Origin of the sequence: Chitinophaga dinghuensis (assembly GCF_003259435.1) — a bacterium.
In the GTDB taxonomy this organism is placed as follows: domain Bacteria; phylum Bacteroidota; class Bacteroidia; order Chitinophagales; family Chitinophagaceae; genus Chitinophaga; species Chitinophaga dinghuensis.
In genome coordinates this window covers 440,465-458,515 of the sequence record NZ_QLMA01000008.1, presented here as the reverse complement: position 1 = coordinate 458,515, position 18,051 = coordinate 440,465, and the positions used below count along the sequence as shown (strand labels likewise).

Annotated in this window: 2 protein-coding genes; both read left to right on the top strand. The window is 47.2% G+C overall.

Annotation, left to right across the window (positions count from 1 at the left end):
- Positions 1-54 precede the first annotated feature (54 nt).
- A complete protein-coding gene (locus CLV59_RS23475; RefSeq protein ID WP_111594508.1) occupies positions 55-14,676 on the top strand; it encodes a non-ribosomal peptide synthetase in 14,622 nt (4,873 codons plus the stop codon).
- 3 nt (positions 14,677-14,679) lie between these two features.
- The gene (locus CLV59_RS23470) at positions 14,680-18,051 is read left to right on the top strand and encodes a non-ribosomal peptide synthetase (protein WP_111594507.1); all 3,372 of its coding nucleotides are present in this window, start codon (positions 14,680-14,682) and stop codon (positions 18,049-18,051) included.

Here is an 18,051-nt window from a genome sequence, read left to right as displayed (position 1 = left end):
TACCTGATTCCCACCACCACACCACCAGCATTTTAGAATCAGTCAGTCATTGCTATGGAAACAATCAAGAGAAAACTCATTGATAACTACTGGCAGGAACTATTGAAAAACAGCAGCGCGACTAACCGTCTACAGTTAGCCTCCGTGGCCAGTTCCCGTATTACTATCAGTACCAGTTCAATTCCTTATTTCAGAAAAATTTCTGCCGGTAAACCATTAACAGAATTCACTGTTTTAATGACGGTGTATGCTGTGCTATTACACAGGTATTTTGGAGAACAACCTTTTATTTTCTCCAAAGGTTTACCGCAGCATGAACAGACCCCTTTATTATACAATATTACCTGCAAGCGCCAAACATTGCAGGAACAACTGCAATCTGCGAAAGCAGTAGTGCAGGACGCATTTCGCTATGCCGCGCATTCAATTGCCCCTGGCACTTTCGAGCGTCATGCAAACGCCGGTTTCTTCTTCTGCCAGGAAAGCGAAGGTGAAATATTTCCTTTTTCCCTCACGGTACTGCAAGAAACTAATGCATCCTGGACCCTACACGCGTCTTTCGATGAAAATTTTACTACGCCCGCTATTGCTACTCATTTTCTACATTGCTTCCATCACTGGTTGCAATCCCTGGAGAATTACCTGCCACTAACGGTAACGGATATATCCATCATCAATGATCTGGATCGCGAACTATTATTACGCATATATACTGCGGATCATAAAAGCTGGCAGCATAAAGGACTACTCGTATCACAGGTAGAAGATACAGTGCTTGCATACCCGGATAAAGTGGCCGTTATCTGCGAGCATACGCTGCTTACTTATACCCAACTTAATGAAGCTGCTAACCAACTGGCATGGTGGCTCATGAAGCGTCATCAGGCCGGCCCTGGAGATATCGTGGCTGTAAAACTGCCTCGCAATGAAAACCTCTTGATCGCCCTCCTGGCAGTGCTGAAATGCGGCGCCGCCTATGTGCCGGTAGATGTAAATTACCCGGAAGAAAGACAAGCCTATATTGAACAGGATTCCCGCGCCAGGTTAGTATTGGATACTGCGATGCTGCAATCATTTGCAGAAACGCAACACGAAATGCCGGCTACTAACCCGGAAACGCCCATCCAGCCTGAAAATCTGGCTTATATCATTTATACTTCCGGCTCAACGGGTCAGCCTAAAGGCGTGATGATCGCGCATAAAAATGCAGCAGCTTTCCTCGACTGGTGTGCCTCAGAATTCGCAACATCTCCCTTTGATATCGTATATGCGGCTACTTCTCATTGCTTCGATCTGTCCATCTTTGAGATGTTCTATACACTCATTGCCGGCAAAAAGATCAGGATCTTACAGAATGCATTGGAGAGCCCACAATACTTGCAAACAGATAGTAATATCCTGCTAAATACGGTGCCGTCAGTAATGCGCGCTTTATTGGACGAAGAACAGGATTTACGCAATGTATCCGTGATCAATCTCGCTGGAGAACCATTCCCTCCTGATGTGGCAAGGAAACTGGTACAACTGGATGTGGAAGTCAGAAACCTGTATGGTCCTTCTGAAGATACTACCTACAGTACCTGCTACCGCTTGCAGCAGCCAGAATACCGCAATGTACCCATCGGAAGACCGATTGCATATACACAGGTATATATCCTCGATGAGGCCCTGCAGTTGCTGCCTCCGGGCATTTATGGAAGGATATTCATTGCCGGCGACGGCCTGTCTCATGGATATCTCCATAAACCTGCACTCACGGCAGAAAAATTTATAGCCAACCCTTTCCATGAAGGGAAATTGATGTATGATACGGGAGACATAGGTCGCTGGCTGCCGGACGGTAACCTTGAATACTACGGACGTAAAGACCAGCAAGTGAAATTGAACGGCTTCCGTATTGAACTGGGAGAGATAGAACATAATATCTTACAATTCTCTGCGGATATACAACGTGCGGTGGCAGATGTGAGGAATGCCGGAAATGATAAGATGCTGGTTGGCTATTATGTTGCTGAAACAGCAATAGATACTGCATCTTTGAAACAATATCTGGCCGAAAGGTTACCTGCATATATGGTGCCGGTACAGTTTTTTCCACTCTCTGAAATTCCTTTAAACATAAATGGTAAGGTCGACAGAAAAGCACTGGCTGCCTTGTCTTTAGATGATATACAGGAACGCGCATTTGTGGCGCCACGTACTGTTACAGAAACCCGCCTGACTGCTTTGTGGTCCAGGCTATTGAACAGAGACGCCATCAGTGTGATGGATAACTTCTTTGAACAAGGTGGGCATAGTTTGAAATTATCCCGCCTCGCTGCACAACTCCACCAGGAGTTTGATGTACGCATTCCATTGAGAGATTTGTTCAGTCATCCGGTACTGGAAGACCAGGCCAGACTGATTGAAAGCTTTGATAAATCGGACTACAAAGGCATCCCTTTATTAGCTTTGCAGGAAGACTATGCACTGTCATCGTCGCAGCGTCGTATGTGGTTGTTAAGTCAGCTAGAAGAAGGCAGTGCGGCCTATCACATGTCCGCTTTCCTTCAGTTGGAAGGGAAGATCGATACCGCTTTGCTGGAGAACAGTTTCCGGCAACTTATCGCACGACATGAAATACTGCGTACTGTATTTATAGAAAACAACAGCGGAGATGTGCGGCAGGTGATCCTTTCATCTGAGCAACAAACATTCCGCCTGGAAATACGACATACTGATTCATTGCAACAGGCATTGCAGCAGGATATGTCGGCCCCCTTTGATCTATCTGCCGGCCCATTATTGAGGGCTGTGCTTTATACCCAGGATACAGACAATTACATCCTGAGTTTTGTGATGCACCATATCATCAGTGATGGTTGGTCTGTAGACATGCTGGTGAGAGAGGTATTAGCTCATTACAATGGTCATTCGCAGCAGTTATTACCGCTTACTGTTCAATATAAGGATTATGCTGCCTGGCAGCAGCAGGAGCTGCAATCTCCTGAAATGCTGGATAGCAGGAAGTATTGGATGGAGCAATTGTCGGGCGAGTTGCCTGTGCTGGAAATGCCGCTGGATGCGGTACGTCCGGCAGTGAAAACTTTCCGCGGTAATGCCATCACCCTGGATCTGCCTTCGGCAGCTTTCAAACAGTTGTTGCGGCAACATGATGCTACATTATTTATGGGCGTGTTGTCGCTCGTGAAAATATTACTGCACCGATACAGCGGCCAGGAGGATATTATTGTAGGAAGTCCCGTGGCAGGCCGTGTGCATGCAGATCTTGCACAGCAGATAGGCTTTTATGTAAATACCCTGGCTTTGCGTAGCCGCGTGAATGCCAGACACAGTTTTTTACAATTGCTGGCGCATGTGAAATCAGTGGCGATGGGTGCTTATGAGCATCAGGCATACCCATTTGATGAACTGGTGGAATCGCTGGAACTATCCCGCGATCTCGGACGTAATGCGCTCTTCGATGTGCTGGTGGTATTACAGAATAACGATAGTACGGCTATCTCCACAGATCATTTTTCTGCCACTCCTTATGAAGGCGTAGATAGCGCTATCAGCAAATTTGATCTCTCGTTTAACTTCACTGAACTGACGGAGGAGGTTATCCGCCTTCGATTGGAATATAATACAGATTTGTATCGGGGAGACACGGCCACTCGTATGGCGGCACATCTGAAAGGGATTTTACTGGCAACTGTTGCTGATGCTGGCATTCCTGTCGGGCGACTGGCATTTATGGCAGCAGAAGAAAGACAACAAATACTGGAAGTCTTCAACCATACATTCCGTCCGTTCCCATTGGATAAAACGCTTACTGATCTTTGGTCGGCACAGGTGAAGCGTACTCCCGCTCATACTGCGCTGGTATTCGGCGACCAACTACTCACATATGAAAAGCTGGATCAACGCTCCAGTCAGTTATCGCATTTCCTCCGGGAACAATATGACGTTCAGGCCCGGACTATTGTAGGGCTGAAGTTAGAGCGTAGTGAATGGATGATCATTACACTACTGGCTATTTGGAAAGCTGGTGCGGCCTATCTGCCCATAGATCCTGGATATCCGGAAGAACGTGTCCAGTATATGATTGCGGACAGCGGTTGTAAAGTGGTAGTAGATGAGAACACAATCGCTGCGTTCCTGCAAGTACAAAAGGATTACCTGGCCAGCTGGCCGATTAATCACCATGAGCCGGAAGATCTGGCCTATGTTATTTATACCTCCGGTTCTACCGGTAAACCTAAAGGGGTGATGGTTTCGCATGGCAATCTGGTCAATTATCTCTTTGCTATCAATGAACACTATCAGGTAGATGAACAGGATCGTATTATACAGATTTCCAATATCGCTTTTGATGCTTCTGCCGAGCAGGTATTGCTGGGATTATTACTGGGGGCTTCTCTGCATATTATCAGCAGGGAAGACGCATTAGATCCTGTATTGCTGAATCAGTTCCTCCAGGAGCATCGTATCACGCATATACATACGGTGCCAGCCTTGTTGGAGGGGGTAGATAGCAGGGCCGACTTACCTCTGAAAAGAATGGTTTCTGCCGGAGAAGCTTGTCCGCCTGCACTGGCTAACAGATGGTCGGGACGACTGAAATTCTATAATAAGTATGGCCCTACAGAAGCCACTATTTCCAGTAATATTTACCTGGTATCAGGAGTGGAAGAAAGTAGCATTCCGGTAGGACGCCCGTTGAATAACACACAGGTATATATCCTGGATGGACAGATGCAATTACTGCCTGTAGGCGTGGATGGAGAGTTGTGCATTGCAGGGGCAGGACTAGCCCGCGGCTATTTGAATAATCCCGCACTCACAGCGGAACGATTCATCCCGCATCCTTTCGCTCCGGGTGAAAAGTTATATCGCACAGGAGATGTAGCCAGGTGGCTGCCGGATGGGAATGTGGTGGTATCAGGCCGTGCGGATGACCAGGTGAAAGTACGTGGTTACAGGATAGAATTAGGAGAAATTACCCATGCCATTCAGGGGTATGAAGGTATACAGCAGGCAGTGGTCATCGCTGCTGCAATACAACCTGGAGAAAAAGAATTAATCGCTTACACTGTAAGCGCCACGGAAATTGATATTGCCTTACTCCGTAACTGGCTAGCAGCGCGAATTCCGAGCTACATGGTACCGGGTTATTTCGTGGCATTGGATAGCTTACCATTAACTGCCAATGGTAAAGTAGACAAACGTCGTTTGCCATTGCCTGCTGATAACGGACAAAGGCAAACTACTGTTATTGCGCCACGAAATACTACAGAAGCACGGTTGGCAGACTTATGGCAGCAACTTCTTTCGCGGGAAGTAAGCGTGACAGATAATTTCTTTGAACTGGGAGGTCATAGTTTAAAGTTATCGCGACTGGCAACCGCTATCCATCAACAGTTTGGAGTGCGTGCGCCATTGAAGGAACTCTTTCTGCGGCCTGTACTGGAAGAACAAGCGGCATGGATTACAGGATTAGAACAGCATACCTATCAACGTATACCCGTACTCGACATACAGGAAGACTATGCGCTGTCTTCCTCTCAGCGCCGTATGTGGCTGCTGAGTCAATTAGGCGATGCTAGTGCGGCTTATCATATGCCGGCAGTACTGGAGCTGGAAGGTGCACTGGATAGAGATTTGCTGGAAAACAGCTTCCGTGAAGTTATCCGTCGGCATGAAATATTAAGAACCGTATTTAAAGAGAATATGGCTGGAGAGGTGAGACAACATATTCTTCCGTCACAAGCAATACACTTCGAATTATTGACAGGTGACGATCTTTATACCGATCTCTCCGCACCATTTGATTTATCCACTGGGCCGCTGTTGCGGGCTAACTTGTATAACATCAGTGGAAACCGCTATCTGCTGGGGTTTGTAATGCATCACATCATCAGCGATGGTTGGTCCATAGACGTGCTTATTAAGGAAGTCCTGCATCACTATAACGGTCAGGGGCAAACGCAGTTGCCGGCATTGCCTATACAATATAAGGACTATGCGGCTTGGCAGCAATCCCGTTTGTTGTCGCCGGAAATGGCTGCCAGTAAAGCTTACTGGCTGGAACAGTTCTCTGGATCATTGCCAGTGTTGGAGCTACCCACAGATGGTCTTCGTCCGGCGATAAAAACTTACAAAGGAGATTTTGTGACGATGGAATTGCCAGCGGCTGCATTTAAGTCGCTACTGCGCTCGCAGGATGCTACTTTATTCATGGGCTTATTATCACTGGTAAATATCCTGTTGTATCGTTACAGCAGTCAGGAAGATATCATCATAGGCAGTCCTGTGGCTGGTCGTGACCATTCGGATCTGACAGATCAGTTGGGTTTCTATGTGAATACGCTGGCATTACGCACACAATTGGGTGATGGACACAGTTTCATGGAATTGTTGAAACAAGTGAAAACTGTGTCCATGGGTGCTTATGAGCATCAGGCTTATCCATTTGATGAGCTGATAGAGGCACTCGACTTACCTCGGGATCTGAGTCGCAGCGCTCTTTTTGACGTGATGGTAGTGTTGCAGAACAATGACCGGTCGGCGATAGACAGTCAGGGATTGCATATACAACCATATGCGGGAGCTGAGGGAGGGATTAGTAAATTTGATCTGCTGTTTAACTTTAGTGAGGGCGCGGCGGACACGATCAGCATGCGTCTGGAATACAATACAGACCTGTATCATCGAGATACGGTGGTACGCATGGCTACTCATCTGGAAGGTTTATTACAGGCCGTAGTGGCCACTCCTAATACATCGCTAAGTCGTTTAGCTTATCTCTCCGTAACAGAACAAAATACTTTACTACATACATTTAATGACACCGCGGTAGCCTATCCTTCGGATAAGTCGCTGGCGGCCCTATTCGTAGAACAGGCAAAACGTACGCCCGATAAGATTGCCTTGGTGTATGAAGATGTACGCCTGAGTTACGAAGCGCTGGATCTGCTGTCGAATCGGCTGGCGCAATATTTACGTCAGCGTTACCAGGTGCAGCGTGATGAGCTGGTAGGTATACAACTGGAACGAAGTGAATGGACCGTTATCACGTTAATGGCTATACTGAAATCCGGCGGCGCTTATTTACCGCTGGATAGCAGCTATCCGCAGGAACGTATCGATTATATGATCGCCGACAGCGGATGCCGCGTAGTGATTACCTCAGCGGAATTGGCCTACTTCCAGGAACATATCACTGCTTATAGCGATCAGTTGCCCGAACAGGTAAATCAATCGACAGACCTGGCCTATGTGATGTATACCTCTGGTTCCACTGGTCGGCCTAAAGGCGTGATGATTGAGCAACGCGGTGTTGTGAGACTGGTGATGGGATGTAATTATGTGCAGCTGAAAGGAGATGAAGTGCTGTTGTCGACAGGCGCGGTATCCTTTGATGCTACCACATTTGAATACTGGAGTATGTTGCTGCATGGCGGTACCCTGGTGATGAGCTCACTGGATGTGTTGCTGGACGATGAACAATTATTACGACTGATCAACCGGGAACGTGTAACGATGATGTGGTTTACTGCCGGATGGTTCCATCAGTTGATAGATAAATCGCCGAATATCTTTGCATCACTGCGAACCGTACTAGCGGGTGGGGACAAACTATCAGCAACGCATATACGTTTACTACAGTCATCTTATCCACAGCTAACTATCGTTAACGGTTACGGACCTACGGAAAATACTACTTTCTCTCTCTGCCATGTGGTGGAGGCTTCTGCTGAAGAAATTCCTATTGGAATACCTGTTAGTAATAGCACCGCTTTTGTGTTGGATAAGGAAGGGCAACTTTGCCCTGTTGGAGTGATGGGGGAAATCTGTGTAGGAGGTGATGGACTGGCGCGTGGCTACCTGAATAACCCCGATCTGACAGCCAGTAAATTTATCGCACATCCGTTTATCCCAGGAGAACGCCTGTATAAAACCGGCGATCTGGGCCGATGGACAGCAACAGGTACTTTATTGTTTGGTGGTCGTGCGGATGATCAGGTGAAAGTGCGTGGTTACAGAATAGAGCTAGGAGAGATTACCCATACGATTCAAGGGTATGAAGGTATACAACAGGCGGTGGTAATCGCTGCTGAAATACAACCTGGAGAAAAGGAGTTAGTCGCTTATACGGTAGGCGCTACTGATGTGGATGTTGCCTTACTCCGCAACTGGCTCTCTGCACAACTTCCGGGCTACATGGTGCCGGGCTATTTCGTGGCATTGGAGAGCTTACCATTAACGGCCAATGGTAAAGTGGACAAACGTCGTTTGCCATTGCCTGCTGTTAGCGGACAAAGACATGGGGCTGTTATTGCGCCACGGAATACTACAGAGGCGCGGTTGGCAGACTTATGGCAGCAACTTCTTTCGCGGGAAGTAAGTGTGACAGATAATTTCTTTGAGCTGGGAGGTCATAGTTTAAAATTATCGCGACTGGCAGCATCTATCCATCAACAGCTTGGGGTGCGTGCGCCATTGAAGGAATTATTTCTGCGGCCTGTGCTGGAAGAACAAGCAATGTGGATTGCTGGATTAGAACAGCATACTTATCAACGTATACCCGTACTCGATATACAAGAAGACTATGCGCTGTCTTCCTCTCAACGCCGTATGTGGCTGCTGAGTCAGTTAGGCGACGCAAGTGCGGCTTATCATATGCCAGCAGTGCTGGAGCTGATAGGTACACTGGACAGCGCCTTGCTGGAAGAGAGTTTTCAAGCAGTGATTGAAAGACATGAAATATTAAGAACCGTATTTAAAGAGAATATAGCAGGAGAGGTGAGACAAGTTGTTCTCCCGATAGCAGATGTACGCTTTGCATTGTTGAAAGGCGAAGATCTTTACACGGATTTATCTGCTCCATTTGATTTATCTGCGGGACCACTGCTGCGGGCTCACTTATATGAGATCAGTGAAAACCATTGCCTGCTGGGGTTTGTAATGCATCATATCATCAGTGATGGTTGGTCAGTGGAGGTGCTCATCAAAGAGGTATTGCATTACTATAACAGTAAGGGACAAACGCCGTTGCCAGTATTGTCTTTGCAATACAAAGATTATGCAGCCTGGCAGCAATCTCATTTATTATCGCCAGAAATGGCTACCAGCAAAGCCTATTGGCTGGAACAGTTCTCCGGATCATTGCCAGTGTTGGAACTGCCCACAGATAGTGTTCGTCCGGCAGTGAAAACCTACAAAGGCGATTTTGTGACGATAGAAGTGCCATCGGGAGCATTTAAATCGCTGCTGCTGACCCAGGACGCTACCTTGTTCATGGGCTTATTATCGCTGGTAAATATTCTTTTGTATCGTTACAGCGGTCAGGAAGATATAATTATCGGTAGTCCGGTTGCGGGTCGGGAACATGCAGATCTGGCGGACCAGCTGGGCTTCTATGTGAATACGCTGGCATTACGTACGCAACTGGTGGATGGACACAGTTTCCTGCAATTATTGGAACTAGTGAAAACTGTGTCCATGGGTGCTTATGAGCATCAATCCTATCCCTTTGATGAACTGGTGGATGCCCTCAGCCTGCCGCGGGATCTGAGTCGCAGCGCCCTTTTTGACGTAATGGTTGTATTGCAGAACAATGACCGTACGGCCATAGCCAGCCATGGACTAGAGGTACGGCCTTATGCAGGCGCTAATGGCGGCATCAGTAAATTTGACCTGTTGTTTAACTTTAGTGAAAGCACGGCGGATACGATGAGCCTGCGTCTGGAATACAATACAGACCTATATCAGCGAGAAACGGCGATGCGTATGGCTACTCATCTGGAAGGTTTATTACAGGCGGTAGTTGCTACTCCTGATACATCGCTAAGTCATTTATCTTATCTCTCTGCAACAGAACAACACACCTTACTACAGACTTTCAATGATACGGCAGTAGCCTATCCTGTAGATAAATCGCTGGCAACGTTGTTCGTAGAGCAGGTACAGCGTACCCCAGGCAATATAGCCCTGCTGTATGAGGAAGTGCGTCTGAGTTACGAACAAGTAGATCATCTCTCTAATCGTCTGGCGCAGTATTTACGTAATCGTTACCAGATTCAGCGGGATGAACTGGTAGGCATACAGCTAGAGCGCGGCGAATGGATGTTTATCACCTTAATGGCTATACTGAAATCCGGAGGAGCTTATCTGCCGCTGGACCTCAACTATCCGCAAGAACGTATCGATTACATGATAGCCGACAGTGGCTGCCGTGTAGTCATCACTGCCGCAGAATTGGCCTACTTCCAGGAACATGCCGCTGCATACAGCGATGAGCTGCCGGAGCAAATCCATTCATCCACTGATCTCGCTTATGTAATTTATACTTCTGGTTCTACAGGTAAGCCTAAAGGTGTGATGATTGAGCAGCACAGCGTTGTGAACCTGATTGCCAGTCAAACTAAAAGCTTCCAGGTACAGGCTACAGATAAGATACTACAGTTCTCTGCATTGAGTTTTGATGCCTCCGTAGAACAGATCTTCCTGGCCTTATTTAATGGGGCCACCTTGGTGATAGCGCCAGAAGCTACCCGCCAGGACCCCGCTGCAATGATGCAATTACTATCTGGAGCAGAGATCACCCACTTCCATGCAACGCCGAGTTACCTGGAAATGATTACCCCTGGTGCCTATAAAGGCTTGCAACGGGTGATCGCCGGAGGAGAGCCATGCAAGCAGGAACTGGCGGAATCCTGGAGTGGCTACGCGGCTTTCTATAACGAATACGGGCCTACGGAAACTACGGTAACGAATACACTCTTGCGGTATACGGGTCGGATGAACATTGGCCGTCCGTTGGAGAATACACGGATCTATATATTGGATGCGCAGCAACAATTGCAGCCAGTAGGGGTAGATGGAGAGTTGTGTATCGCGGGTGCAGGACTGGCTCGCGGTTATTTGAATAACCCGGTACTCACCGCAGAACGCTTCGTTCCGCATCCATACTGTGCGGGTGAAAAACTGTACCGCACCGGCGATGTGGCCAGATGGCTGCCGGATGGAAACATTGCTGTATCCGGCCGTGCGGACGACCAGGTGAAAGTGCGTGGTTACAGAATAGAGCTAGGCGAAATTACCCATGCCATTCAAGGGTACGAAGGTATACAGCAGGCGGTGGTAATCGCGGCTGAATTACAACCTGGAGAAAAAGAGTTAGTCGCTTATACGGTAAGCGCTACTGATATGGATGTTGCCTCACTCCGCAACTGGCTCTCTGCACAACTTCCGGGCTACATGGTGCCGGGCTATTTCGTGGCATTGGAGAGCTTACCATTAACGGCCAATGGTAAAGTAGACAAACGTCGTTTGCCATTGCCTGCTGCTAGCGAACAAAGACATACGGCTGTTATTGCGCCACGTAATACTACAGAGGCGCGGTTGGCAGACTTATGGCAGCAGCTGCTATCACGGGAAGTAAGTGTGACCGATAATTTCTTTGAGCTGGGAGGTCATAGTTTAAAGTTATCGCGACTGGCAGCATCTATCCATCAACAGTTTGGAGTGCGTGCGCCATTGAAGGAACTCTTTATACGGCCTGTACTGGAAGAACAAGCGAGATGGATTGCCGGATTAGAACAGCATACTTATCAACGTATACCCGTACTCGATATACAAGAAGACTATGCGCTGTCTTCCTCTCAACGCCGTATGTGGCTGCTGAGTCAGTTAGGCGATGCAAGTGCCGCTTATCATATGCCAGCAGTGCTGGAGCTGGAAGGTACACTGGATATAACCTTGCTGGAAGCGAGTTTTCAGGTAGTGATTGAAAGACATGAAATATTAAGAACCGTATTTAAAGAGAATATAGCAGGAGAAGTGAGACAAGTTGTTCTCCCGATAGCAGATGTTCACTTTGCATTGTTGAAAGGCGAAGATCTTTACACGGATCTCTCTGCTCCATTTGATTTATCTGCGGGGCCACTGCTGCGAGCTCACTTATATGAGATCAGTGAAAACCGTTGCCTGCTGGGTTTTGTAATGCATCATATCATCAGTGACGGTTGGTCAGTGGAGGTGCTCATCAAAGAAGTATTGCATTACTATAACAGTAAGGGACAAACGCCGTTGCCTGCATTGCCTTTACAATACAAAGATTATGCAGCCTGGCAGCAATCTCATTTATTATCGCCAGAAATGGCTGCCAGCAAAGCCTATTGGTTGGACCAGTTCTCCGGATCATTGCCAGTGCTGGAACTACCCACAGATAGTGTTCGTCCGGCAGTGAAAACCTACAAAGGAGATTTTGTGACGATAGAAGTGCCATCAGGGGCATTTAAATCGCTGCTGCTGACCCAGGACGCTACCTTGTTCATGGGCTTATTATCGCTGGTAAATATTCTTTTGTATCGTTACAGCGGTCAGGAAGATATAATTATTGGTAGTCCGGTTGCTGGTCGGGAACATGCAGATCTGGCGGACCAACTGGGCTTCTATGTGAATACGCTGGCATTACGTACGCAACTGGTGGATGGACACAGTTTCCTGCAATTGTTGGAACAAGTGAAAACTGTGTCCATGGGTGCTTATGAGCATCAATCCTATCCCTTTGATGAACTGGTGGATGCCCTCAACCTGCCGCGGGATCTGAGTCGCAGCGCCCTTTTTGACGTAATGGTTGTATTGCAGAACAATGATCGTACAGCCATTGACAGCCAGGGACTAGAGGTACGGCCTTATGCTGGCGCTAATGGCGGCATCAGTAAATTTGACCTGTTGTTTAACTTTAGTGAAAGCACGGCGGAAACGATGAGCCTGCGTCTGGAATACAATACAGACCTATATCAGCGAGAAACGGCGATGCGCATGGCTACTCATCTGGAAGGTTTATTACAGGCAGTAGTTGCCACTCCTGATACATCGTTAAGTCATTTATCTTATCTCTCTGCAACAGAGCAACACACCTTACTACATACTTTCAATGATACGGCAGTAGCCTATCGAGTAGATAAATCGCTGGCAACGCTGTTCGTAGAGCAGGCGCAGCGTACCCCAGGCAATATAGCCCTGGTGTATGAGGAAGTGCGTCTGAGCTACGAAGAAGTGGATCATCTCTCCAATCATCTGGCGCAGTATTTACGTAATCGTTACCAGATTCAGCGGGATGAACTGGTAGGCATACAGTTGGAACGCAGCGAATGGATGTTTATCACGTTAATGGCTATACTGAAATCCGGAGGAGCTTATCTGCCGCTGGACCTCAACTATCCGCAAGAACGTATCGATTACATGATAGCCGACAGTGGCTGCCGCGTAGTGATCACTGCTACAGAATTGGCCTACTTCCAGGAACATGCTACTGCATACAGCGACCAGTTGCCGGAACAAATCCATTCATCCACTGATCTCGCTTATGTAATCTATACCTCCGGTTCTACAGGTAAGCCTAAAGGCGTGATGATTGAACAACACAGCGTTGTGAACCTGATTGCCAGTCAGACTAAAAGCTTCCAGGTACAGGCTACAGATAAGATATTACAGTTCTCTGCATTGAGTTTTGATGCCTCCGTAGAGCAGATCTTCCTGGCCTTATTGAATGGGGCCACCTTGGTGATAGCGCCAGAAGCTACCCGCCAGGACCCCGCTGCAATGATGCAGTTACTATCTGCTGCAGAAATCACCCACTTCCATGCAACGCCGAGTTACCTGGAAATGATTACCCCTGGCGCCTATAAAGGCTTGCAACGGGTGATCGCCGGAGGAGAGCCATGTAAGCAAGAACTGGCGGAATCCTGGAGTGGCTACGCGGCTTTCTATAACGAATACGGGCCTACGGAAACTACGGTAACGAATACACTCTTGCAGTATACCGATCAGATGAACATTGGCCGTCCGCTGGAGAATACACGGATCTATATATTGGATACGCAGCAAAAATTGCAGCCAGTTGGAGTGGATGGAGAGTTATGTATTGCAGGTGCAGGACTGGCTCGCGGTTATTTGAATAACCCGGTACTCACCGCAGAACGCTTCGTTCCGCATCCCTACTGTGCGGGTGAAAAACTGTACCGCACCGGCGATGTGGCCAGATGGTTGCCGGATGGAAACATTGCTGTATCCGGCCGTGCAGATGACCAGGTGAAAGTACGCGGATACAGAATAGAGCTAGGAGAGATCGAACAAGCAATCCTAAAACAACCATCAGTTAAGCAGGTGGCAGTAGTAGTACAGCAACTGGATGGCGATAAAATCATTGCCGCCTTTGTGGTAGCCTCTTCCGTAATAGATAAGCAACAACTGAAAGACAGCCTGACACAGGTGTTACCCGCCTATATGGTGCCGTCTCATTATGTGCAGCTAGAGCATATCCCACTTAGCTCCAATGGTAAAACAGACAGGCGTTTGCTGCCTGCGGTAACAACAGCGGATATCATCCGGAATGAATACTGTCCGCCAACAAATGAAACAGAATCAAGATTAGCGGAGATATGGCAGGAAGTGCTAGGTATCGATAAGATCGGTATAAGAGATAACTTTTTTGAACTGGGAGGACATAGTCTGAAAGCGACTGCCATGCTATCCCGCGTGTTGAAAGAGTTTGATGTATCGCTCGATCTGCAATTGCTCTTCCAGCAACCCACCATCATGTACCTCGCTGAAAATATTAACAATGCACAATGGCTGCGTCAACAGGATGCAGACAGATTTGCTGATAAGATAATTATTTGATCCATGGAAATCGTATCTGTTATTAAAGCAATCAGGGAAAAAGGAATTGCAATCCGACTAGTAGAAGGCCAACTGGAGGTAGATATTCCTGTGGCTCATCGTAACGAAGAAACTATCAGTCTCCTGAAAAATAACAAGCCGGAGATTGTCGCCTATCTGCAAGCAATAGCCGGCAAAGAGAAGTATACGCCAATTCCCCGTATACCAGACGCGGCGTATTATCCGGTGTCTGGCGCTCAATTGCGATTATGGCTGGAATCCCAGCAGGAAGAGGCTTCACGCGCTTACTATACCGGATTTCAAATGCTGTTACCTGATGTAACACCTGATATACTGGAAAAAACTATTGATGATATTGTAGGGAGACACGAAGTCCTCCGTACTGTTTTTGTATCAGATGAGCAGCAGGATATTTTTCAGCGGGTAGTGTCTGCGAACGATTTCAAAGTAACACTACGCACGGTGGATTGCACGAGTGCTAATAATTTACAGGAAGAGGTAAAAGCGCTGATCAGAGAAGATGCACAATTACTCTTTGATCTGGAACAGGGTCCTTTGTTCCGTGTGATCATCTTTCAATTACCGGAGAACCGGTTACTATTGCATTGGGCGATGCATCATATTATTTCGGATGCCTGGTCGCTGCCTATATTACAACAGGAGATCGCAGCTATATTGCAGGCATACCAAGCGGGTACCACATCCGGCTTACAGCCGCTTAGAATACAATACCGTGATTATACTGCCTGGGCCCTTCAGCAGCTGGAAAACGGGCAGTTGGCTGCACAGCAACAATATTGGTTGCAGCAATTACATGGAGAACTTCCCGTACTGGCATTCCCTTTAAAAGGAGTCCGCCCTCCTGTGAAAACCTATCAGGGTGAAACGATCACCACGCATATATCGGAACAAGTAGGCAGGATGATGACCCAATACGCGCTTAGCCACAACAGCACCCTCTTTACTGTTGTACTAGCGTCGCTCCATATTATCCTCAACAAATATACTGGCGCTAATGATATCATTATTGGTAGCCCTTTTGCAGCAAGAGAACATCCGGATCTGAAGGAACAGATCGGATTTTATACGAATACAGTTGCGTTGCGTAATGAAATGAAAGACACGGATACTTTCCATACGTTTTTTAGTCAGGTAAAACAGACGGTAGAAGCAGCCCACCAGCATCAGCAATATCCGTTTGAAGAAGTAGTGAAAGCGCTGCGACTGAAAAAGGACGCTTCCCGGAATCCTGTTTTTGATGTGATGCTGGTAGTATTGCCAGACAATCATCCCGCCCCGTCTACATCTAACAATTATGAATTGACGGAGCATACAGGCAGTAAATTCGACCTGCTCATCAGTGTGTCGGGCAACAAAGGCCCACTTACGCTGAGCGCAGAATATAATACAGACCTGTACGACAGACAACTGATACTACAATTCCTGCAACACTTCCAACAGTTGCTGGAAGCCGTTTTCAGCCAGCCGGGAATACCTCTCGCTGGTATCGGCTATTTGTCGGCCGCAGATTATGCTTTCACTGCGGGTGAAGTAAAACCTGCCTATGTAACGGAAAGTGTAATTTCCCTGATGGAATCACAAGTGGAGAAAACGCCTGATGATATTGCACTTGTATTTAAAGAAGAATCGCTCACTTACCGCCAACTCAATGACCAGACAAACCAGCTGGCCGACTACCTGCGAAAGGTACATGGGGCAAAGCCTGGAGTGAATATTGGGGTACTGTTGGAACGCTCTCATCTCAGTGCCCTGGCCATGATTGCCATCATCAAATCAGGCGCTTGTTATGTGCCGGTTGATCATAAATATCAGAAAGACCGTATCCGCTACATCATGGAGGATGCTGATCTTGCCCTGGTGTTGGGTAGTAAAGATATTGTGGAAGAATCGATACTGGAAGGAATCGAATTCATAGATCTCGAAGGTTTCAATTATTCCGATTGGAGCAGCCAGCATCTGGTACTGACCAACCAACCTTCGGATGCTGCTTTCCTGATTTATACATCTGGTTCTACCGGCAAACCCAAAGGCGTGCTGCAAACGCATAGTATGCTCAATAATCTCATCCATTGGAATATTAATGAATCTGGTGTAGACGCGGGTTTACGGTTCCTGCAATACAATTCTTTCAGCTTCGATGTATCGGTACAGGATTGCTGGTTCGTGTTTAGCAGCGGCGGTACGATCTATATAACGCCGGAAGAGATGAAAGCGGATTTTGAGTCTTTGTCTGACTACATCATCAAAAATAGCATCGAAACGCTGTGTTTCCCTTTTTCTGCCTTGTCTAACTTCTTCGACAAGCTGGAACCTTCCTTCATCGAACAACAGCAGATTAAACATATTCTATGTGCAGGCGAGCAGCTGACGGTGAACAAGACGCTGGAGAATTTCTTACATCAGTATCCATCATTACGATTGCATAATCACTATGGTCCTTCAGAAACCCACGTGGTGACGAGTTATACCATGAGTGCCGCACTACAGAATTACCGGGCATATGTGCCTATTGGCAAGCCATTGCCTAATACGGATGTTTATTTGCTGGATTCGCACCGCCAACCGGTGCCGCTGTATGTTACCGGCGAAGTGTATATCGGAGGAGCCAATGTGGCTGCGGGTTATCAGCATCTGCCTGAACTCACGTCAGAAAGATTCCGGCAATTGCCCTGGTCTGATACGGTTACCTATAAAACCGGGGATCTCGCTTACCTCGCAAAAGATGGTAACCTGGTATACCTCGGTAGGAATGATAATCAAGTGAAAATTCGCGGTTACAGGATAGAACTGGGGGAAATCAAAAGTCACCTGCTTGGATCAGACAGCATTTTACAGGCACATGTAGATGTAGTGATGAAGAATGGAGAAAAACAATTAGTTGCCTATGTGGTGCCTGATGGGAATGTAACAGCAACGGATATACGTCGTAAACTTGCCAGCGTGCTGCCAGACTATATGGTGCCTGCACATGTGGTAATCATGGAAACATTGCCTGTAACGCTGAATGGTAAGATAGACAAAACTGCATTGCCGGATATCAGCCAGTATGCAGCCTTGCATACTGCCTATGTGGCGCCGGAAACACCTGTTGAAAAGCGTCTGGCCGAGTTATGGATGCAGGTGCTAGCATTGGATAAAGTAGGTACTACGGATAATTTCTTTGAATTAGGAGGACATAGTCTCAGTATGTACAAAATGCTGAATCTTGTTAAGAAAGAGTACAGTATTGATTTCCGGCTGGACCTGTTTATCACAGATCCGTGCATTTCCGTTTTTGCGCTTCACATAGAACAACTCCTGACACAGCAATTGCAACCGCAGGTATCTGTAAATCAGAAAAAAATCCTCATCTAA

What these genes read in the sequence shown, in the direction of transcription:
- CLV59_RS23470 (WP_111594507.1), top strand. Translation starts at nt 14,680, where the DNA reads ATGGAAATCGTATCTGTTATTAAAGCAATCAGGGAAAAAGGAATTGCA.
- CLV59_RS23475 (WP_111594508.1), top strand. Translation starts at nt 55, where the DNA reads ATGGAAACAATCAAGAGAAAACTCATTGATAACTACTGGCAGGAACTA.